We start from the raw sequence: 22,462 nt of genomic DNA, 5'->3' as shown, positions 1-22,462 counted from the left end.
CGCTACAGCCGGTCTACCAGGCCCTTCATCATTTCCACAAAATATGCCCCGTTTTCCGGCCCGAACCAGTTCATCGTCATGGTCTCGTACGAGTTCTTGTGGTAATATTGGTCGGGCGTAATGTAACCGACATAGCCGCCGTTGAAACTCGTAACCATCAACTGAAAGCCTTTCCGGTCGGCTTCCTGCCGGAGTTCGGCCACCAGCTCGCCCGAAAAATCGCAGGGCGTACCGAGCAAAACCGTCTGACCGATGCGCAACGCCTTCAGGTCGGAAGGGTAGTCGCCGTAAACGGAATGAAACAGCCAGCCACGTACCCGCCAGTCTTCGATTACACGGGCTTGGGGTTCGCGCAGTTGCAGAGGCAAGGTCAGAATTTCCAGCGTGCTGTCGGGCTGGGTTTTGAACTGGGGCAATGTTGGTAAAATCCGCGCAGTCAACGTATCGGCGTAGGTTCGGATGGTGGCAAATTCGTCTTTCCCCGGCGTGGTTTTTGAGCCCGTACTGCCCACCGAACCGGCCATGAAGGCCACAAAGCTCCCGGTTTGCTTCTCCAGCCGGTCTACCAATGCGCCCGGATAATCGCGGCTGAGGTATTGATAATCGGCGGCCCGGAAAATGGTAGCGTGCGCCCCGAACGTACAGAGGAGCGCCGACTCGCCGGTCTTTTTTTTGAGCTTCAGAAGCCGCACATTGGCGTCCACTTTTCCCTCCTGGTTCATCCGGTTATACACCAGATCGGGGGCGTCGAATTGCGAAAAACCCACTTCCACCGGGGCCAGTTGCTTCTCCGCCAGCACAATCGATTTCAGAATGGTATCCGTGATGTGATCGACTACGCGCTGGTCAAAATCGCCCGCAAACAGTTCACCGACCAGACCAGGCGCCCAGCCGCCGAGGCTATTGTGGCTGTGGATGGCACCCGTGAACACCTGATCCCACTGAAATCCGATTTCCGGCAATCTTTTTTTAAGTTGCTCGGTTACGGTGGGGGGCGTGATGAGTAAATCCAGCGCAATAATGGCTACTTTGGTGCCGCCGTTGCTGAGAACGATGGTCCGGACATAAATGGAATCGCTGACGGTGGTCCAGTGCTGGCCTTTTCGGGCCCCATAACCGCCCGTTGGCGTGGTGAACGAGGGCGTCAGGTTGGTCTTCGCCCAGCCTGCCCGCAAGCCCGTTTGCGGATTGGGCGGAGGAGCCAGATCGAGCAGTTGTTGCCGCGTATACCGGTAATAGTCGGTTTTCCGATACGGCTGATCATCGACGGGTGCCAGGCTGACGGCTAAAAACAGGAGAATGGCCGCAACCAGACCCAGCAGCACTTTGAAGAAGATACGGAGGTATTTCATGATTTTTGAAGCCCAAATCTAACAAAATCTAACCTTGTATCCTCAAATCCAGTTAATAGCTAAAATCAGTTTATTGATCAGCCGATATGGGTGCCCAGTAAGGTTAAATTATTTTCTTGATTTCCAGTGTGTTTAACTGTGTAAAATCATAAATTTTAACGGATAAACCCGTTCAATACCACAGGTGATTATTTTTACGGATGCAAGCCAGCACAACCCCATCGAAAACGGATACCACCCCTAAACCGGTCGTTTCCCGGCGGCTCGACCGCCTGTTTTTGTCTCTCAGCGATGTCGCATCGTTTGTCGGGCAATTTTTTAAGGAAGTTTTTGTTCCGCCTTACGAAGGAAAGGAAATTGTTCGACAATGTTATGAGGTAGGCGTTCGTTCGCTGCCGCTGATCTCGTTAACGGGTTTCATTACCGGAATTGTATTTACCAACCAGTCGCGGCCATCGCTGGCTACATTTGGGGCCACTTCCTGGCTTCCCTCGCTGATTTCCATTGCGTTGGTTAGGGCGCTGGCTCCGTTGGTAACCGCCCTGATTGCTTCCGGGCGGGTGGGCTCCAACATTGGAGCCGAGCTGGGTTCCATGCGCGTAACGGAGCAGATCGAAGCGATGGAGGTTTCGGGCACGAATCCATTCAAATTTCTGGTCGTCACCCGGGTCATTGCCACCACCTTTATGATCCCGGTTTTGGCAATGTTTTTCGTTTTCCTGGGCGTTCTGGGGTCGTATGTTAATGTGGCGCAGAACGAAAAAACCAGTTTCATGTCGTTTATCGAAACTTTTTTCAGTTCCATTACTTTTCTGGACATCAATTCGACCGTTGTCAAAGCCCTTATTTTCGGGTTCACCATCGGCATGGTTGGCTGTTACAAGGGTTATAATTCGTCGAAAGGAACGGAAGGGGTCGGAAAAGCGGCCAATGCCTCGGTGGTTACGTCGATGTTTCTGGTTTTTATCGAAGAACTGTTGTTCCTCCAAATCATCAATGCCATTCGCGCTTCGTAACGCATGAACACGAAAAAATCGGTCAATCATCCGAAAGAGTCCGTCATTGTGATTCGGGATCTGAAAATTTCGTTCGGCGATTTGCACGTCCTGCGCGGGGTCGATCTGGATTTGTACCAGGGCGAAAACCTGGTGGTACTGGGTCGATCGGGAACGGGGAAGTCAGTCCTGATCAAGATTATTGCCGGTTTGCTGGAGCCGGATGAAGGGTCGGTGAACGTATTGGGCGAAGACGTGGCGAAACTCAACAAGCGGGAATTGGACGCGTTGCGGCTGAAGCTGGGATTTTCCTTTCAGAACAGCGCCCTGTATGACAGCATGACCGTTCGCGAGAACCTCGAATTTCCGCTGATCCGGAACGTACGGAATTTGAGTCGCAGCGACATCGACAAAGCCGTTGAGGAAGCCCTGGCGGATGTTGGGCTGAGTCAAACCATCAACCAGATGCCCTCGGAACTGTCGGGCGGGCAGCGCAAGCGGATTGGCATTGCCCGGACGCTGATTCTGAAACCCGAAATTATGCTCTACGACGAACCTACAGCGGGTCTGGATCCGATTACGTCCAACGAAATCAACAACCTCATCAACGAGGTTCAGGAGCGCCACAATACCTCATCGATTATCATTACCCACGACCTGACCTGTGCCAAAACCGTCGGTGATCGCATTGCGATGTTACTCGATGGCCGGTTTGAACGGCAGGGTACGTTCGAGGAAGTTTTCGAAGATTCGAACGATGAGCGCGCAAAACAGTTCTATGAATACAACTTTGTTAATTAAACCCCTAAATCCCCTAAAGGGGACTTTTTAGATCTGGATGACGTTGACGTCCAAGTCCCCTTTAGGGGATTTAGGGGTTAACAGACTGAGGATTTGATAATTAATCCATACCTCAAAAAAGAAACTCAATGAAAGCGGCAGAAAATAAGCGGGCCATCACCGTCGGGATTTTTGTATTGATCGGCATTGTGATTCTGGTTACCGGAATCATGGTGCTGGGCGGGCAGCAAAAGCGGTTTGTTAAAAGTATTCGCGTGAATGCAATTTTCGACAACGTCGGCGGATTGCAGGCCGGTGCGAATGTCTGGTTTTCCGGTGTGAAAATCGGCACCGTTCGCCGGATTCAGTTCTACGGAAATTCGCAGGTCGAAGTGACCATGAACATCGAGGAATCGAGTCAGCAGTATATCCGCAAAGATGCACTGGCCGCCCTGAGCACCGACGGGTTGATCGGGAATAAAATCGTGGAAATCGTTGGGGGCAGCATGAAGGCAGGAACGGTGGAGGATGGCGATATTCTGCACGCCAAAGCGGCCCTCAACACCGACGAGATCATGGCGACACTCCAGCAAAACAACAACAACCTGCTGCGCGTAACGTCTGATGCCAAAAAGATTCTGGACGAAGTATTGAAAGGGAAAGGCATGGCAGGGGCGGTTTTGCGGGATTCTACGATGGCTAATCGCTTTAAAAATACGATGGCTAATCTCCAGATAGCTTCGAGCGGGGCGGCCCAGGCCACCAAATCGCTGAGCCAGGTGTCGAACTCCCTGAACCAGTATGCCGGTAAACTGAACACGAAAGGAACATTGGCTAGTGATCTGGTGTCCGACACGGTTATTTTCCACGACCTGCGGATGTCGTCGGCCAAACTGCGGCAGGTTTCGGGAACAGCGGCCGAAGCAACGGAGAACGTCAAGCGGGCGAGTGATAAACTCAACAGCAGCGACAATGCCATCGGAATTCTGCTCAACGACAAGGCCGTGAATAAGAACCTGAAAAATACAATTCAAAACCTGGAAAGCAGCAGCTACAAGCTCGACGAAAACCTGGAAGCCTTGCAACATAATTTCCTGTTGCGCGGGTTTTTCCGACGCCGGGCCAAAGACCAGGCGAAACAAAAAGAAGCGGCTGCAACGGCTGTCACCGTCACACCCGACTCGAGCATGCGGAAGTAACGGGACGGAAACCGTATCTTTGGGTCATGGTAGCAACCCAACCCATTGGCGTGTTCGACTCCGGCTACGGGGGCCTGACGGTCTTGAAGTCGATTGTTCAGCAACTGCCGCAGTACGATTATATTTATCTGGGCGACAACGCCCGTACGCCTTACGGAACGCGCTCGTTCGAAACCGTTTACCACTACACGCTAGAATGCGTTCAGCGTCTGTTTGACAAAGGTTGCCGACTGGTCATTCTGGCCTGCAATACGGCTTCGGCCAAGGCATTGCGCAACATTCAGCAACTCGATTTGCCAACCCTCGCGCCCGATCGTCGGGTTTTGGGCGTCATCCGGCCCACGACGGAGGTCATTGGAACGTATTCCAAAACCGGTCAGGTTGGGATTCTGGCCACCCGCGGAACGGTGACGTCGGAGTCGTATGTGGTTGAAATTGAAAAGTTTTTCCCGGACTTAAAGGTCTATCAGGAAGCTTGCCCGATGTGGGTGCCGCTGGTGGAAAATGGCGAACACAACGGCCCCGGTGCCGACTATTTCGTTCAGAAACACCTCGACCGGCTGTTGCAGCAGTCGCCGGAAATCGATACGCTTTTGCTGGCCTGCACGCATTACCCGCTCTTACTCCCCAAAATCCGGCAATTTGTTCCTGAAAATCTGACGATTTTGAGTCAGGGCGACATTGTTGCCAACAGCTTGCAGGATTACTTACACCGCCATCCGGAGATCGACGCCCAATGCAGCAAAGGCCGGACGCTGCACTTTTACACCACGGATTCGGCGGAAGAGTTTGAACAGAAAGCCGGGTTGTTTTGGGGAAAACCGGTGCGGGCGGAGCGGTTGGCGCTGTAGAAAACGGATAGATCAGAAAACGATACTACGGAGCCAACATGGCCAGTACCAGTGACCATGACGAAATTTTTACACCTCAGTTAATTTTCAGAACCGTATACGCGGCCTGATTCGGCTGACGGATTTTCGTCCCCACGGTTGTGTTGGCGCGGTCGTCGTCGTGAATCACCAGCAGGTGGTTGGCATCGATCAGCGTCAGATCTTCGGCTTTGTGGTTGAAGTGAATGGGCTGACCAGCCGCATCGCGCACCGGCTTGAAGGGTCGGTTGTTCAGCAATTCGTCGGGCGTTGCCGTCCAGAGATACGCATCTAACCGGCCGTTGGTTTCAATGGAGGTTAACAGCCAGAACAGCTTGCGGTTGCGGTCGTATTCAATGCTCGACAAGGCCAGCGGTTTTGGTAAATCAGCCACCGTCGCCGGGTCGAAGTCGGCCACGATGCGCCAGTCGTCGCGCAATGCCAGGCGTTCCCCTTCGGCGGTTTTCTCCACAAAAAACGGCACGGTGACGATGCGAACCCGGTAGTCGAACTTATCATATTTTTCGCCTTCCTCCCGAATTCCGAACAGCAGCAGCGAATCCATCACAGCCAGCCCTTCCACTTTGAAATAAGGCATCCCGTTCGGGAAAGCCGGGCGGTTTTGGGTTAAGACCTTGCTGAGTTGCTCCCGGTAAGCCACCGAATTTTTTGCCCCCCGTTGTGGTGCCAGCACCTGCGGATTCGCTTCGTTGCCCTTTTTCCAGTACAGAATGGTGTTATAGCCATCCCAGTCGGTCGAACCCGCTTTGACGCGGTCGAAGGCGGTGGTTAGAAAAACATAGTCGCCATTGGTGGCAAAATCTTCGTATTTCCGGGCCTCCCGAAACGCGCTCGCCAGCAGGGGCGTGGGCCGAACGGTGGTGTCGGCAAAGCTTTTCCAGGGCTTGGTAAACACCGAACTGAGACCGGCGGGCATGTCTTTGTCGTTGGCGACGTACACCATGCCGTTATCGAACAAAACCGCCGATGCTTCGCACCAGACCGGGTTTCCGTCGGGCATTTTCGTGCCGAAACCGCAGCAGGTCAGCAGGTTTTCCGTTTCAATGGACGCACGCAGAACCGGGGCGGTTTTTCCGGTCGGGATCCGGCTTGTTTTACACTCGACCAGCGAAAGGGAGAGCAGCAGTAGGCCGATCCATAGGGAATGATTTCTCATCAGACGAAAACGGAAACAATAAAATAGATACTTCCAGAATGCAAAATTAACAGAGAGCCTTAAATCACCCGTTTTTATGCAACACTTCTTTGCCGCACCGCGTATCGTCAGGTATAGATAAAAAGGTTAGAATTACAGGCCCCGGTACTTGCCGGGGTTTTGTTTTTCAAGTTGTTACCATCGGTGCGGTAGTGCGAAAGATAACGGATTTTGCGTCGTATATTTACCTGTATATCTGTCAATCTTGTCTTGCATGAAGCAACGCTACCTGATTAGTCTGATCGGATTCTTTTCTTTTCACCCGGTTTTTGCCCAATCGCCTTCGCAACCGCAAAATCGGGTTTATGCGGAAATCGGCGCACTGGCCTCTTCCACCGATCAAACGCCTTTCTGGCTTCGGTCCAATCAATACGGTATTATACCACTGACAGCGCCATTTGGCACGTTTCGGGTTGGCGGGGCTGGAGCCGTGTTGCTCAGTGACACGACAACGGGCCGCTACCAGACTCGACCCAACCGGGCGTGGCGGTTGGAATACCAGGCCGAAGTGGTGGCCAATGCCGGAAAATCGAGCCAGCTTCTGGTTCCGGAAGCCTACGTAAAACTGGCACACCGGGGTATCGAGTTGGTGCTGGGTCGTCGGCGCGAGGTGATTGGTCTGGTGGATTCCACGCTTTCGTCGGGTTCATATGCCTGGTCGGGAAACGCCTTGCCGCTTCCGAAAGTGCAGTTTGGAACGCGCGGTTTTGTGCCGCTCGGACGGCGGGAGTGGCTGTCGATCAACGGCTTTATCGCCCACGGCTGGTATGCCAAAACCTGGTATTTGCGGCACTCGTTTCTGCACCAGAAATCGCTGATTTTCCGCATCGGCAAGCCCACGTCAACGCTTCGGCTGTATGCCGGAATCAACCACAATGCGCAATGGGGCGGTCAATCCGACTACATCGACCCGAAATTCGCCGTCGATGGCAAACTGCCCGGCCGCCTGGAGGACTTCCCGAACGTGCTGTTTGCCATCCGCACCAACGGCCTGAACAACGATCGGCTCACCTCGTTCGATTACGTGAATTTATACGGTAATCACTTGGGTTCCATCGACTTTGCCGCGGAACTCCGGTTTCCGGCGGTGGATCTTTTTGTGTATCACCAACATGCTTTCGACGATGTGACGGGCATGTTTTTTAAGAATCTTCCCGATGGATTGAGCGGGATTCGGCTGCGGAACAACCGTCCGGGTGCTTCCGGTTTCCAACTGAATGAGGTGCTGCTGGAATTTCTCACCACCCTGAGCCAGAGCGGACCCACCTTGTACCAAACCAACAAAGCCTGGAAAGGAGCCGATAATTACTTCAACAATTCGCAATACCGGGAAGGCTGGACGTACCAGAACCGGGTAATCGGGACGCCCTTTCTAACCCGACGGCAGGACATTCAGGCGGCTTATCAAAACACCAGCGACTGGGCCTTTGTCAACAACCGGGTTCAGGTGTTTCATGCGGCTCTGCGGGCAACAGTGGCCCGACAGATCGACCTGCGTGCCCGGGTTTCCTACAGCCGCAATTTCGGGATTCCGGAAGTTTTTCTGGCGGGGCCTCCCACCCAGGTATCGACCTGGGTGCAGGTTGGTTTTCCGCTGCGCTGGCTTGGCGGCTCCTATCTGACAGCCGCTCTATCGGCCGATGTGGGGCAGTTGTATGAGGATGCTCTGGGCGGTTTTATAGGGTTTCGAAAAACCGTTTCGAGAAAAAAGAAGTAAGACAATAGAAAAAAGACGTAAACCGTTGTGGGTCTTTCTTCGCCCGTAAAATTTAATTCTGCTTTTTCCGTTGTAGGTTTGCCGCTGAACCGACATCGGCGTTCACCACTGAAGGGCCGTTTTACACGTTTCAGTTTGTGGTTTTCCCAGTTGAACCTTTTACCGATTTGATTCCTGTCGTTTGGTTACCACTTTTGTCGTATCGTGATGGATGCAGGCGCGAATGACCTCTTTCCTGAACAGTAAACAACTAGAAGAGCGTAACTATCAATCTGTTGTGAAGCTAAAAATACTCTGCACCTTTCTATGGCTCTCCACGGCGGCAACGCCCGGCTTTTCGCAAATAGCCCGAAAAGTGAACCTCATGCTTAACATGGGCTTAGGAATGCAGACGTATGCGTTGGGAGGATTGTGTAATGGAGCCTCTTTTGAACTCGGCTTTACGGATCAGGTCAGCGTGGGCGGTTTTTTCGATTATGCCCTGTACGGCACCAAATTCGGAGACCGTCAGTGGAAATCGCAGTTTGTGAGCGTCGGCCTTCGCAGCTCGTACCACCTGGCTAATCTGCTGGCCATCGGAGACGATAAATTTGATCCCTATGCCGGTTTGGCCGTAGGTACGCGCAGCACCATGCGCCGTGGTAAAGAAGATCATTTGGGCTACTTCAAACCCCGTCCCAAAGGCATTTTTCCGGGCATTCACCTCGGTGGCTTCTATCGGTTTAGCCAGAAAATCGGCGGTTTTGCTGAAGTAGGCCTGGGTATATCCCCCATCCGACTGGGAATCACCGGGAAATTCTAAGACCGTCTGTTCCGGATAGGTCACTCAATCGTTAGAAATAAAAAGAGGAATGATAAATGTAAAATGATGAATATCAAATCTAAAAGTGCGTCGCATTGAAACACTTTTAGATTTGATATTCATCATTTTACATTTATCATTCCTCTCCCATACCGTATAGGCCGGTTAATCTTCGTACCCGTCGCTTTTCATCAGTTCCTGCTCTTCTTTCAGCCGCAGCCGTTGAACGTAGCCCGATACCCAGATACTGACTTCGTAGAGCAGCACCAGCGGAATGGCCACCAGAATCTGGCTGTACACATCCGGTGACGGGGTAATGATGGCCGCAACCACCAGAATAACGACCAGCGCATGACGGCGGTAGGCCCGCATGAACTGGGGGGTCAGAATACCAATTTTAGACAGGACAAAAGCCGCAATCGGCATCTGGAACGTCAAGCCGCAGCCCAGCGTCAGCGTCGCGAGCGTTGAAATGTACGAGGTAATGTCGAACTCATTGACAATACGCGGGTCAAGCTGGAAATTGGCCAGGAAGTTTAATGCCAGAGGGGATACAATGTAGTAACCGAAAAGGACACCCGAGAAAAACAGCGACGTTACAAAAAAAACGGCACCCCGCGCAGCCCGGCGTTCTGACGATTTTAAACCCGGCATGATAAACCGCCACATTTCCCAAAAGGCATAGGGAAAGGCAAACAGCAACCCGATCATCAGCGAGGCTGTCAGTGCCATCGTAAACTGACCACCTACCTCACGACTTTGGAGCGTAAAGTTCAGCTTTTCAACGCATAAGTCCGTGAAGCCGGTTTTTTCCGACAGCTTACACATCATCCGGTACGTCCAGAAGGTGGGGCTTGACGGTCCCAGAATCACCTTATCATATATTTCACGAATGTAGATGAAACTCAGGAGCGAAAATATCGCAATCGATCCAACGGCACGAACCAGGTGCCATCGAAGTTCTTCCAGATGCTCAAGGAAGGTCATTTCCCCGGCTTCTTCAACTTCACTCTCGCTATCAAACTCTTGGTCTATGGGCTTCATTGAAGTAAATGAGTGAATGAGTGAATGAGCGAATGAGTGAATAGCTGCCGCGATTAAAAGCGTGATCTTTGATCCTATTCACTCATTCGCTCATTCACTCATTCACAATTAATTATAAAGTGGAAACGCTTTCATCCAGGAATTGATTTCTTCTTTCACAACCTGAATTTTGGCGTCGTTATCGTGATTCATCAGCACGTCGTCAATATATACGACAATTTGCTCCATATCAGATTCTTTCATGCCGCGCGTTGTGACGGCCGCTGTGCCAACCCGCATCCCCGACGTCACCATCGGCGACTTGTCGTCGAACGGAACCATGTTTTTGTTGATCGTAATGTCGGCCTTGATGAGCGTGTTCTCCGCCAGTTTTCCCGACAATCCTTTCGAGCGCAAGTCGATCAACATCAGGTGATTATCGGTTCCGCCCGAAATGATTTTATACCCGCGCGATACAAAAGCCGCAGCCATCGCCTGTGCATTCCGCTGGATCTGGTTGGCATAGTCACCGAATTCGTCGGACAACGCTTCCCCAAACGCAATCGCTTTGGCGGCAATAATATGTTCCAACGGCCCGCCCTGCGTACCCGGAAAAACGCCCGAGTCCAGCAAAGACGACATCATCCGGAGGTCACCTTTTGGCGTTTTGATGCCAAACGGGTTTTCAAAATCGTTCCGCAACATGATCATTCCGCCACGGGGGCCGCGCAGGGTTTTGTGCGTGGTCGTGGTCACGATGTGGCAATGATCCATCGGGTCGTTCAGCAAGCCTTTGGCAATCAGACCGGCGGGGTGCGAAATATCCGCCAGCAACAGCGCACCCACCGAGTCGGCAATGGCACGAAGCCGGACGTAATCCCAGTCGCGGCTGTAGGCTGATGCACCACAGATCAACAGCTTCGGACGTTCGCGCTGGGCGGTTTCTTCTACCTTGTCGTAGTTGATGACGCCGGTTTCCTGCTCAACGCCGTAAAACGTCGGCCGGAAATATTTTCCCGAAATGTTCACGGCTGAACCGTGGGTTAGGTGACCGCCGTGTGACAGGTCGAAACCCAGAATGGTATCCCCCGGTTTCAGGCAGGCCAGAAAAACCGCCGTGTTGGCCTGTGCGCCCGAGTGCGGTTGCACGTTGGCCCACGAAGCACCAAACAATTCCTTCACGCGGTCGATTGCCAACTGCTCGATTTCATCCACCACTTCGCAACCGCCGTAATACCGTTTGCCCGGTAAGCCTTCGGCGTATTTGTTGGTCAAAACGGTTCCGGCGGCTTCCATAACTTGTTTGGAAACGAAGTTTTCGGAAGCGATCAATTCGATACCGGATTCCTGACGGTGCTGTTCTTTGGCGATAAGCTCAAATACCTGCGTATCACGGGTGATGGGAGTAACTAGTGTCGACATGCTAAACGGTTCGCCGGAGCGAATGGCTATTCGTAGTTGGATAACAAATTAACGATACTGGTACAAAAGTACGGAGAAAAACAGCATTCTTGTTGTCTTCTACTTATTATGTTGAAGGGACTGGTATTTCAGGGGCGTAGTGCCGTTGTGCAGCTTGAATTGCCGGTGAAAATGCGAGATATTATTGAAACCGCACTCCAGCCCAACCTGGCTGATGCTGAGATCCGACTGCACCAGCAGTTTCCGGGCGTGGCTGATCCTCAGTTCGTTCAGGTATTCGATAAACGATTTGCGGGTTCGCTTCCGGAAATACCGGCAAAAAGCCGCCGGTGCCATGCCGGCCACGGAAGCCATGTCATCGACCCGGATTTCTTCCCGAAAATGGGCCAGCATAAAATCCAGCACCCGCTTCATGCGCTCGGTTTCGGCTTCGCTGGCTTTCAGTTCATAGTTGTCGCTGGCCAGCATCACGGCGTCGGTGTCGCTGGCCAGTTGCTGGAGCAGGAAAAGCAGGCGGAGCAATCGCTCGAGTCCCTGGCATTTCAACAAGGTTTCGAGGGCGGGTGTCACTTCGGCCACCTTCGGTTTTCCAAACCGCACGCCGTACCGGGCCCGATTCAGCAAGGCCATTAGCGGCTGGGTTTCCGGCAATTGGGGGAGCAAAGTGTCGCCCAGTGACTGGGAAAACTGCACCACGATGGATTCGGCCCGGCGGTCGGACTCCGGCTGGTAATACTCATCGTCATTGCGCCAGAAGTGCGGTAGCCCCGGCCCCAGCAACACCAGGTCACCGGCATCGAAGGGCTCGACGTGATCGCCGACGAACCGGTTTCCGTGGCTTCGGGCGATGTACGTCAATTCGTATTCGGGATGAAAATGCCAGGGGGCGTCGAAATACGGCAGATCGACGTGCACCACCCGCAGGGAATTGTGGTCTCCTAATTCAATTTTTTCAAATAAAGCTTTCACAACATGCAGTATTTTTACTCTCTGCGAGTAATATGGGGAACAAAAAGTCACAATTATACACTTATTGGCATAATAATTAAATTTTTACAAGAAACAATTGAACCAATTTTGTATCACTGATTTTCCTAAACCCGTTAATTGTATGCAAGTGACCGTTGACAACACTTCTTTGCTGGACGAACTGAACGAAGCGTATGCTGTCAGTCCGGAAGCAATTGCGTTTTATCAAAAAAACGGTTACGTAAAATTAAAAAATGTGCTCAGCCCGGAAGTCCTCAAACACTACGGAGACGTGATTACCGATCTGGTGATCAGGCTGAACACCCTGACCAAGTCGATGGAAGAGCGTACGACCTACGAGCGCGCGTTCCTCCAGATTATGAACCTCTGGCGGGAAGACAAAACCGCCAGAGAGTTCGTATTCTCCCGTCGACTGGCCAAAATTGCGGCCGACCTGATGGGCGTCGATGCCGTTCGGCTTTACCACGACCAAGCACTGTACAAAGAACCGTCGGGCGGTTTCACACCCTGGCATGCCGACCAGTTCTACTGGCCTCTTTCGTCTCCCAAAACCGTTACTGTCTGGATCCCGTTGCAGGATACCCCGATGGAAATGGGGCCGCTGGCCTTTGCCGAGCAGAGCCAGCAGGTGGAAATTGGCCGCAACATCGAGATCAGCGACGAAAGCGAGCGGTTGCTGGCGGAGGAACTGACCAACCTGAATTTTACCATCAACGATACGCCTTTCGAACTGGGCGAGGTGAGCTACCACGCCGGCTGGACGTTCCACCGGGCGGGACCCAACACCTCCAGCACCCCGCGTAAGGTGATGACGATGATTTACATGGATGCCGAACAAACGATTACGCAGCCCCAAAACACGTATCAGGAAGCCGACTGGACGACGTGGCTGGGAAGCTACCCCATCGGTAGCAAACCCGAAGGTGAGCTGAATCCATTGCTGTTTGAAAGAGAGTAAAGAATAGAGAATAAAGACAAAAGAGGATAGACGAGAGAATAGAGACTGAGTGCCTGGTGGTGTTCCTCTTTATTCTCTTGTCTTTGCTCTTTCATCCTCACTAAAACAAAATATAGGTTGGTTGTGCAGAACACCCCGCTGGAGCTCCGGCAGGGTGTTTTTTTTTAGGGCTGGATGATTTGTGCGCGGATTGGAGATATTTTTGCAGAAATCGTGTTGTAAGGTTGGGCAATTTAGTAAGCCATTGATATGAAACAAGTTGGTCATTTTTTCTCTTTTCTGACGGTATTTTTCGTAACGCTGACGGCGGCAGCACAAATTCAGCCCGATCCGACGCACTGGACGTTCACCGCATCAAAAACCAACGCCAAAGTCGGCGAGGTGATTGAGATTCGCATGAATGCAACCATCGACAAAGGCTGGCACATGTATGCTTCGGACCTGAATCCGGACATTGGGCCGATTCCGACGACCTTGAAGTTGAAGGAAAACGGCAGCTTTGAAAAAGTCGGCTCGTTCGTTTCAGTGGCTCCGAAAGAAGAGTTTGAGGAAGTCTGGAACAGCAAAGTGCGGTTTTTCGAGAACAAAGCCGCGCTCATTCAGAAGGTTAAACTATTGAAAGCCAATCCGGTTATCGCCGGTAATATTGAATACCAAACCTGTTCAGGGACCAATTGCCTGCCGCCTGCCGAACACGAATTTTCGGTATCGGTAAAAACCGTGGGCGTGGCTGCGGCACCAGTGACTGTAAAACCTACGGCTGAAGCCGTCGCAACGGGTGAACCCGCATCTGCTTCGATCACGCCAGACACCACTTCCCGCGTCGCCGTTGCGCCTTCAACCGGAGCCGACAGCCCGGATTCAGAGACCGTAACCACCGCCGAAGCGCCGGTTGCTACGCCACAACTGACTGATACGTCGGCAGAAAAACCGGAAGAATCGCTGATCGGGTTTATGATTGCCGCTTTTCTGTCGGGTCTGCTGGCCTTGCTGACGCCCTGCGTGTTTCCGATCATTCCGATGACGGTCAGCTACTTTACCAAGCAGGATCACGGATTGTGGAAAGCGGTTTTGTACGGTTTGTCCATTATTTTCATTTACGTGCTGATTGGTACCGTGGTTTCGCGGATCAACGGCCCGGCATTTGCCAATTTCGTCAGTACCCACTGGCTGCCCAACGTTCTGTTCTTTGCGATTTTCTTCATTTTTGGGCTGTCGTTTTTGGGCTTGTTTGAAATTGTCCTGCCGAATTCACTGGTCAACTCCATCGATGCCAAATCCGAAAAGGGCGGTATTGCCGGGATTCTGTTCATGGCCTTTACGCTGGTGCTGGTGTCGTTTTCCTGTACGGGGCCGATTGTCGGCAGTTTGCTGGTGGCCTCTGCGGGTGGTGAAGTCTTGAAACCAATCGTCGGCATGGCGGCTTTTTCGGCGGCTTTTGCCATTCCGTTTACGCTGTTTGCGGCTTTTCCACAGTGGCTCAAAAGCCTGCCCAAATCGGGCGGCTGGCTGAATTCCGTAAAAGTGGTACTGGGCTTTCTGGAACTGGCGCTGGCACTGAAATTTCTAAGCATTGCCGACCAGGTCTACCACTGGAATCTGCTCGACCGCGAAGTGTATCTGGCTTTCTGGATCGTCATTTTCGCCCTGATCGGTTTTTACCTGCTCGGAAAAGTTCGGCTACCGCACGACAGCGAAACGAAAACCGTCAGCGTGCCGCGTTTGCTGCTGGCCATTGTCACCTTTGCCTTTGTGGTCTACATGATTCCCGGTTTATGGGGCGCTCCCTTGAAAGCCCTGGCCGGTTATCTGCCCCCTGAAACGACGCAGGATTTCGGTTTCAGGGGTGTCGGCAATTCCACCCCAGAACAAAATACGTTGGGCGAAAAACCGAAATACAGCGAATTGTTCCGGTTGCCACACGGACTTCAGGGCTTTTTCGACTACAAACAGGCGTTGGCCTACGCGGCTAAAGTGAACAAACCCGTTTTCATTGATTTTACGGGCCACGGCTGTGTGAATTGTCGGGAAATGGAAGCCCGCGTGTGGGCCGAAGAGCCGATTCTGCGCCGGTTGCAAAACGATTACGTCATTCTGGCGCTGTATGTCGATGATAAAACCGAACTGCCGGAATCGGCCTGGTATACGTCGACCTACGATAACAAGCAAAAGAAAACCATCGGGGCGCAAAATGCGGATTTGCAGATTGTGCGTTACAACAACAACGCCCAGCCTCATTACTGCATCGTCGACCAGACGGGGAAACTGCTGGTCAAGCCGAAGAATTATGACCTGGATGTCAATAACTTCGCCGGTTTTCTAGACGAAGGCAAGACGGTTTTTGCCGCTCCGCAAACCGTAGCGGCCCGTTCGTCGGCGCCCAACCCAGGTCAATGATCGGCTTTGAAATAAGCCGGGGGAGGCAACAAATTCCTTCTACGATTGGTTAAACCATGACCATCCTCTATCCGTCATGGCAAAAACTATTCTGATTACCGGCGGCACCGGCACCATCGGCCGTCGGCTTACTCAATTGTTGCTTCAGCAGGGCTTTCAGGTTTCGCTGCTGAGTCGTTCCGCAGAAAAGAAGGCCATTCCGAATGTTACGGTTTACCAGTGGGACATCGAGAAAGGGCATATCGACCCGCAGGCGATTCTGACGGCCGACCACATCATTCACCTGGCCGGCACCGGTATTGCCGACGAACGCTGGACCGATCAGCGCAAACGGCAGATTATCGAAAGCCGCACCAAATCCACGCAATTACTGGCCAATGCCCTGCGTTCGGGTAAACACCACGTTCAGTCCTTTGTCTCATCCTCGGCCATTGGCTATTATGGAGGAGATACCGGCGACCGCCCGCTGACCGAAATCAGCGAAGGCGGAAGTGATTTTCTGGCGCAGGTGGTTCGGGCCTGGGAGCGGTCTGTCGATGAAGTGGCCGCCTTGGGCATTCGAACCGTTAAACTCCGGACGGGAATTGTGCTAACGATGGAGGGTGGTGCTTTGCCCAAGCTCGTGCAGCCCATTCGTCTGGGAGCCGGTGCTCCCCTGGGCTCGGGGCATCAGTACATGTCGTGGATTCACATGGACGACCTCTGCCGGATGTATTGTCAGGCGGCTACCGATGAGCGTTGGCGGGGAATTTATAACGCCGTTGCTGCCAAGCCTGTGACTAATGAGAACTTTACACGTCAAATAATAGACTTACTCAAAAAGCCGCATCTTTTACCCCGCGTACCGGCCTTTGCCATTCGGTTGCTTTTTGGTGAAATGGCCATTGTCGTACTGGGAGGAAATTATGTATTGAATAAACGGGTACGGGAAGAAACAACATTTGAGTATCTATTTCCTGATTTGCTGCCGGCTTTGAGGGACTTATTGCAATAACAGTTTCGTAGCGATAGTACAGATTAAGTTTAATATCAGTATACTTGCTTTCACAAACAAATTGGTAAACTACCTGTAGAAATAGTTGGCAATGAGGTAACCAGTATTCTCCGACCTGTGAACAAATGATTGAACAATTACTAAAAACGAGTGCGACACGCTTCGTGTCCAGTTATCTCGTGCTGAGTATCGATGTAATCATCTGCATTGTATCGTTTTCAGTCGCTTATCTTTTGCGGTTTAATTTTGAAACCAGCGGTCTTAACCGGGCCGACTTTTTTTATTGTGTACAGGTCGTTGTCGGTGTTCGTTTTCTGTTTTTTTTGCTGTTCCGTCCCTACCAGGGTATTATCCGGCATACCAGTCTGGAAGATGTCACCCTGCTGGTTTACGCCGTTACCATCAGTGGAGTAGTCACGGCGGTGGGTTCATTTCTTGTCTGGCAACTGACCGATCAGGTTTCCGTTTATATTCCGGTTTCCATCTTACTGATCGACTATTTTTCCTGCCTTGTATTACTCTCCGTCAGCCGGTTTATGGCCAAAGCGTTTTATTGGGCCTTACGAGCTGGAAACGGAGGAGTTCGGCAACCGGTTTTGATTTATGGTGCGGGTGAAACCGGCCTGTTGACGCGCAAGGCATTAGCCCAGGACTCCATCCAGCGCTACACCATTCTGGCGTTTATTGACGACAATCCGTACAAAATTCAGAAAGTAATTCAGGGCATAAAAGTCATTTCGCGCCAGGAAGCCTACGAGCGGTATGTGCGGAATCGGGATGTTTTACCGCAGGTAATTTTGGCGATGGGAACCGCTGATCTGCGTCAGAAAAACGAAATAACCGAGTTTTTTCTACAGCATCACGTCAGTGTTAAAACCATCCCGACGGTGGGGCAGTGGATCGACGGCGAACTAAAATCCTCGCAGATTCGGGACGTTCGGATTGAGGATTTGCTGGGACGGGCTCCCATTCAAGTCGTCAATCCGGTTACCGGCGAACAACTGCGGAATCAGATCGTGCTCGTGACCGGAGCTGCCGGCTCCATCGGGAGCGAGCTGGTTCGGCAGGTGGTCAGCCATAAACCGCACACAATCGTATTGCTGGATCAGGCTGAGTCGGCCTTGTTCGATCTGGAATTTAACTTGCGCCGGGAATATAAAACCGTGCTGGCCACTACGAACCTGATCCTGAAAATTGGGGATGTGGCCGATGAAGTGCGGATGCACCATATTTTCCGGGATGTTAAACCCGATTACGTCTTTCACGCGGCCGCCTACAAGCACGTTCCGTTGATGGAAGAGCATCCCTACGAAGCGGTTCGGGTCAATGTGCTGGGGACTCAAATCGTGGCCGATTTGGCGCTTCAATTCGGAGTTCGGAAATTTGTCATGATTTCGACCGACAAGGCAGTGAACCCCACCAACGTGATGGGAGCCACCAAGCGTCTGGCCGAAATGTACGTGCAGAGCCTGAATCAGCAGCCTGGAAAGCTGCGTCAGACCCGATTTATTGCCACGCGATTTGGTAATGTGCTGGGTTCCAATGGTTCAGTCGTAACGGTTTTTCGGCAGCAAATCCAGGCCGGTGGGCCGGTAACGGTGACACATCCGGACATCATCCGTTATTTCATGACCATTCCCGAAGCCTGCCAACTGGTGCTGGAAGCCGGAACAATGGGCAAGGGGGGGGAAGTGTTCGTTTTCGACATGGGTGAACCCGTACGAATCGCCGAACTGGCCCGGAAAATGATTCACCTCTCCGGCTATACCGTGGGCAAAGAAATTCAGGTGGTTTATAGCGGGCTGCGTCCGGGTGAAAAACTGTTTGAGGAACTCTTGAACAACAACGAAGAAACCTTGCCGACCCACCATCCGAAAATCATGGTTGCCCGGGTCAATACGCCGGACGCGAACGAGATAAAAGCCGTTCTGGAAGAACTGCGGTATCGCCTGGTCGAGGGTGATGCCACGAAACTGGTGCGAATTATTAAACTGGTCATCCCCGAATACATTAGTAAAAACTCCATTTTTACCGCACTGGATTCCCAAAAACCCAAAGCGGTTGAACTGTAACTTTCCACGAGTTCCGGAAAATAACCGATTCGTCCCGTTGATTTTAAAGCATTTGCTTGCGGCCTATGTGCCATACCGGTAAGTTTGTTTTTCGGTGATCGTATGTCCGCATACGGTTGTGAAATCCGATAAGCAACCATTCCTATGACCCAGGCCTTTATTTATGACGCTGTTCGCACACCCCGTGGCCGGGGAAAAAGTGACGGCTCTCTCCACGACGTCCAGCCTATTCAGTTACTGACCAGCGTTCTGCGCGAACTCAAAAACCGGAATCAGCTCGATACCGCTCTTCTCGACGACGTCATCATGGGCTGCGTAACGCCCATTGGCGAACAGGGGGCCGACATTGCCCGTACCGCCGTCATCGAAGCGGGTTATGCCGAAACCGTCGCCGGGGTGCAACTAAACCGCTTTTGCTCGTCCGGGCTCGAAGCCATCAACATGGCGGCCGCTTATGTGCTGTCGGGGCAGTTTGAGGCCGTTGTGGCCGGTGGTGTGGAGTCGATGTCGCGCGTTCCCATCGGGTCCGACGGAGGTGCCCTCTTCATGAATCCGCAGATTGTGGCCCGGCACAACATCGTTCCGCAGGGCATTTCCGCCGATTTAATTGCGACCAAATACGGTTTTAGCCGCGCCGATGCCGACGCCTTTGCCGCCGAATCCTACCGACGGGCCACGATAGCCCAGCAGGAAAACCGGTTTGGCCGGACGCTGGTTGCCATCAAAGACGACCTCGGCACCATCCTGCTCGACCGCGACGAAGGCGTTCGTCCGGGCACCACTGCCGAAAGTCTGTCGAAACTGAAACCTGCCTTTGACGCCATCGGGAAAGCCGGTTTCGATGCGCTGGCCCTACTGAAATACGCCGATCTGGCCCAGATTAACCACATTCATCACGCCGGTAATTCCTCACAAATTGTCGATGGAGCCGCCGGACTGTTGATTGGTTCGAAAGAATTTGGCAAAAAAACCGGTCTGAAACCCCGCGCCCGCATCCGGGCTTTTGCCGTTATTGGAACCGAACCGACCATCATGCTCACCGGTGTGGTTCCGGCCACGCAGAAGGTGTTGAAAAAAGCCGGTATGCAGCTCAGTGACATCGACCTGTTCGAAGTAAACGAAGCGTTTGCGGCTGTTCCGCTGCTGTATATGGAGCAATTGGGCGTCGATCACAGCCGGTTGAATGTGAACGGCGGAGCCATTGCGCTGGGTCATCCGCTGGGCGCAACCGGGGCCATTCTTTCGGCGACACTTCTGGACGAACTGGAACGAACCGGCCGGCAAACGGGGCTAGCAACGCTCTGCGTGGGCGGAGGAATGGGCGTTGCCACGGTTTTTGAACGAATCAACTAAGCCATTGACCATGATTAACTACACCATCGACCGAAACGTCGCCATGCTGAGCTGGAACATGACCAGTTCGCCCATGAACGTGCTCAACGACGACTCCATTCCGGCGTTCGAGGCTGCGCTGCAACGGGCTTACGACGACGCGGAGGTCAAAGGCATCATCATTACGTCGGAGAAAAATGAATTCATTGCCGGTGCCGATCTGAAGATGATTCTCCGCAATAATGACAAAGAGCCGGGCGACATGTTGAAGGTTTCGGCGGAACTGAACCGGGTTTTCCGGGCCATCGAAACATCGGGAAAGCCGGTTGTTGCCGCCATCAACGGTACGGCGCTGGGCGGGGGGTATGAAGCCTGTCTGGCCTGTCACCACCGCATTGCGCTCGACAACCCGAAAGCCGTTATTGGTTTGCCCGAAGTAACGCTCGGTTTGCTGCCCGGCGGGGGCGGAACCCAGCGATTGCCCCGAATGCTCGGGATGGAAGCCGCCCTGCCGCTGTTGCTGGAAGGCAAACGCGTGAGTCCGAAAGAAGCCCTGGCTCTGGGTCTGGTGGATGAGCTGGCGACCTCCCGCGACGAACTGCTGGAAAAAGCGTTTGCGTGGCTTTCGGCTAATCCCGAACCCTTGCAGCCGTGGGACGAGCGCGACCGAAAAACCGGTCGGATTGTCGGAAAAGAGCATTTCAAAGTGCCGGGGGGAGCAGTGCAAAGCCCGACGGGGGCGCGGGTTTTCAGTGCGGGAACGGCGATGCTGATGGAAAAAACGCGGGGAAACTACCCGGCCCCCCTCGCCATTCTGTCGTGTGTTTACGAAGGGTTACAGGTCAATATCGACCGCGCGCTGGTGATCGAAGCCCGGTATTTCGTGCAGGTCGCGACCTCGAAAGTGGCCAAGGGGTTGATCCAGACCATGTTTCTGGGGCTGAACGAAGTCAACAAAGGCATCAGTCGTCCGAAAACGATTCCGGCAACGGACGTCAAAAAAGTTGGTATTCTGGGAGCTGGTATGATGGGTTCGGGCATTGCGTATGCAGCCGCGCTGGCCGGTATCGAAACGGTTTTGAAAGATGTGTCGGTCGAAGCGGCTGAAAAAGGGAAAGCCTATTCGCGGACGGTTTTTAAAAAAGCCATCGAGCGCGGGAAAGGAACGCAAGAAAAGGCTGAAGCCACCTTGAATCTGATCAAAACCACCGCCGATGCCACCGATCTGCAGGGCTGCGACCTGATTATTGAAGCGGTTTTTGAAAACCGTGAGTTGAAAGCCGAGGTGACGAAAGAAGCCGAACCGATGCTGGTTGAATCGGGCGTTTTTGCGTCGAACACCTCGACCCTGCCGATCAGCGGACTGGCGCAGGCATCGGCCAAACCCGAAAACTTCATTGGTCTGCATTTCTTTTCGCCGGTCGATAAGATGCAGTTGGTGGAGGTGATTGTGGGAAAACAAACGTCGGACTATGCGCTCGCTTTCGCCCTGGATTTTGTGAAAAAGATCCGCAAAACGCCGATTGTGGTCAACGACTCCCACGGTTTTTATACGTCGCGGGTGTTTACGACCTACACGTCGGAAGGGATGGAGATGTTGCAGGAAGGTGTCAATCCGGTTTTGATCGAAAATGCCGGGAAAAATGCCGGGATGCCCGTAGGACCGCTGGCGGTTTCCGACGAAGTCGCGTTGGATTTGATCAGCAAAATTTCCGGCCAAAGCATCCACGACGGCATGATGACCGAAGACGATACGGCGTACCAGGTGGCCGGAAAATTTGTGGCCCTGGGCCGGTTGGGGAAAAAATCGAAAGCCGGTTTTTACGACTATCCCGAAGGCGAAAAGAAATACCTCTGGCCGGGGCTGTCGGAACTCTTTCCGCTGGCCGACCAGCAGCCGACGGTTGACGAAGTGAAAAAGCGGCTGTTGTACCGGCAGGTGATCGAGACCGTACGCTGTTTTGAAGAAGGCGTGATTCGAACCCAACTGGATGCCGACATTGGTTCCATTCTGGGCTGGGGTTTTCCGTCCTACACGGGCGGCACGCTGTCGTTTGTCGATTTTGTGGGTATAAAAACCTTCGTGCAGGAAGCGGACCGGCTGGCCGATGCCTATGGAGAGCGGTTTCGCCCCACCCAAAACCTGCGTGACAAGGCCGAACAGGGGAACAGCCGTTTTGAACAGATCAATTAAAGGATACACTTCATAGGACTTACGTCTGATAATTTTATCACACTTTCGCTTTCTGCCCCTAAATCCCCTAAAGAGGACTTTGGGAATCGGAGTTATCGTGTTCAAGTCCCCTTTAGGGGATTTAGGGGCAGAAAGCGAAAGTCTTAACTT

17 protein-coding genes are annotated in these 22,462 nt (G+C 52.7%); 12 read left to right on the top strand and 5 right to left on the bottom strand.

Translation table 11 applies throughout. The features are described 5' to 3' along the window. Nucleotides 1-2: 2 nt before the first annotated feature. On the bottom strand, nt 3-1,352 hold the full coding sequence (locus F0P93_RS13785; protein ID WP_150876984.1) for a neutral/alkaline non-lysosomal ceramidase N-terminal domain-containing protein: 1,350 nt from the start codon (nt 1,350-1,352) through the stop codon (nt 3-5). 200 nt (nt 1,353-1,552) lie between these two features. Here F0P93_RS13785 and F0P93_RS13780 point away from each other — a divergent pair, with 200 nt between their 5' ends. From F0P93_RS13780 to murI, 4 genes are all read left to right on the top strand, one after another. After that, a complete protein-coding gene (locus F0P93_RS13780) occupies nt 1,553-2,368 on the top strand; it encodes an MlaE family ABC transporter permease (protein WP_150876983.1) in 816 nt (271 codons plus the stop codon). A 3-nt stretch (nt 2,369-2,371) separates the two neighbouring features. Further along, nucleotides 2,372-3,148 carry an ABC transporter ATP-binding protein gene (locus F0P93_RS13775; protein ID WP_150876982.1) on the top strand — a complete coding sequence of 259 codons (777 nt, stop codon included), beginning with the start codon at nt 2,372-2,374 and terminating at the stop codon, nt 3,146-3,148. Between the two features lie 128 nt (nt 3,149-3,276). Beyond that, nucleotides 3,277-4,326, top strand: coding sequence for an MlaD family protein (locus tag F0P93_RS13770; RefSeq protein WP_150876981.1), 1,050 nt, complete (start codon nt 3,277-3,279; stop codon nt 4,324-4,326). Nucleotides 4,327-4,352: 26 nt separating this feature from the next. After that, nucleotides 4,353-5,177, top strand: a complete 825-nt coding sequence (gene murI / locus F0P93_RS13765; protein WP_150876980.1) for a glutamate racemase — start codon at nt 4,353-4,355, stop codon at nt 5,175-5,177. 76 nt (nt 5,178-5,253) lie between these two features. Here murI and F0P93_RS13760 read toward each other — a convergent pair whose 3' ends face one another. After that, a complete protein-coding gene (locus tag F0P93_RS13760; protein ID WP_150876979.1) occupies nt 5,254-6,372 on the bottom strand; it encodes a hypothetical protein in 1,119 nt (372 codons plus the stop codon). A 253-nt stretch (nt 6,373-6,625) separates the two neighbouring features. Between F0P93_RS13760 and F0P93_RS13755 the strand changes: the two genes are divergently transcribed. Together F0P93_RS13755 and F0P93_RS13750 are read left to right on the top strand one after the other, a co-directional pair. Further along, on the top strand, nt 6,626-8,128 hold the full coding sequence (locus F0P93_RS13755) for a capsule assembly Wzi family protein (RefSeq protein ID WP_150876978.1): 1,503 nt from the start codon (nt 6,626-6,628) through the stop codon (nt 8,126-8,128). Between the two features lie 277 nt (nt 8,129-8,405). Then, nucleotides 8,406-8,930, top strand: a complete 525-nt coding sequence (locus F0P93_RS13750) for a hypothetical protein (protein WP_150876977.1) — start codon at nt 8,406-8,408, stop codon at nt 8,928-8,930. Nucleotides 8,931-9,095: 165 nt separating this feature from the next. On the opposite strand, the gene tatC is transcribed toward F0P93_RS13750, so the two are convergent. The 3 genes from tatC to F0P93_RS13735 form a co-directional block, all read right to left on the bottom strand. After that, entirely contained in the window at nt 9,096-9,974 is an 879-nt protein-coding gene (tatC, locus tag F0P93_RS13745; protein ID WP_150876976.1) for a twin-arginine translocase subunit TatC, read from the bottom strand. 108 nt (nt 9,975-10,082) lie between these two features. Beyond that, on the bottom strand, nt 10,083-11,375 hold the full coding sequence (gene glyA / locus F0P93_RS13740; RefSeq protein WP_150876975.1) for a serine hydroxymethyltransferase: 1,293 nt from the start codon (nt 11,373-11,375) through the stop codon (nt 10,083-10,085). Between the two features lie 99 nt (nt 11,376-11,474). Continuing rightward, entirely contained in the window at nt 11,475-12,344 is an 870-nt protein-coding gene (locus F0P93_RS13735) for a helix-turn-helix domain-containing protein (protein WP_150876974.1), read from the bottom strand. Nucleotides 12,345-12,486: 142 nt separating this feature from the next. Between F0P93_RS13735 and F0P93_RS13730 the strand changes: the two genes are divergently transcribed. From F0P93_RS13730 to F0P93_RS13705, 6 genes are all read left to right on the top strand, one after another. Further along, nucleotides 12,487-13,323: a phytanoyl-CoA dioxygenase family protein gene (locus F0P93_RS13730; RefSeq protein ID WP_150876973.1), complete on the top strand. Its 837-nt coding sequence runs from the start codon at nt 12,487-12,489 to the stop codon at nt 13,321-13,323. Between the two features lie 249 nt (nt 13,324-13,572). Further along, on the top strand, nt 13,573-15,720 hold the full coding sequence (locus F0P93_RS13725; protein ID WP_150876972.1) for a protein-disulfide reductase DsbD family protein: 2,148 nt from the start codon (nt 13,573-13,575) through the stop codon (nt 15,718-15,720). Between the two features lie 76 nt (nt 15,721-15,796). Beyond that, entirely contained in the window at nt 15,797-16,714 is a 918-nt protein-coding gene (locus F0P93_RS13720; RefSeq protein ID WP_150876971.1) for a TIGR01777 family oxidoreductase, read from the top strand. Between the two features lie 125 nt (nt 16,715-16,839). Next, nucleotides 16,840-18,786 (top strand): polysaccharide biosynthesis protein, encoded by a 1,947-nt coding sequence (locus tag F0P93_RS13715; protein ID WP_150876970.1) that lies wholly within the window; start codon nt 16,840-16,842, stop codon nt 18,784-18,786. Nucleotides 18,787-18,930: 144 nt separating this feature from the next. Then, nucleotides 18,931-20,139 (top strand): acetyl-CoA C-acetyltransferase, encoded by a 1,209-nt coding sequence (locus tag F0P93_RS13710; protein WP_150876969.1) that lies wholly within the window; start codon nt 18,931-18,933, stop codon nt 20,137-20,139. A 10-nt stretch (nt 20,140-20,149) separates the two neighbouring features. After that, entirely contained in the window at nt 20,150-22,312 is a 2,163-nt protein-coding gene (locus F0P93_RS13705) for a 3-hydroxyacyl-CoA dehydrogenase NAD-binding domain-containing protein (RefSeq protein WP_150876968.1), read from the top strand. Nucleotides 22,313-22,462 lie beyond the last annotated feature (150 nt).

Origin of the sequence: Larkinella humicola (assembly GCF_008727875.1) — a bacterium.
Taxonomy (GTDB): domain Bacteria; phylum Bacteroidota; class Bacteroidia; order Cytophagales; family Spirosomataceae; genus Larkinella; species Larkinella humicola.
Note: the sequence above shows the minus strand (reverse complement) of the source record. Positions and strands in the feature narration are given on the sequence as shown.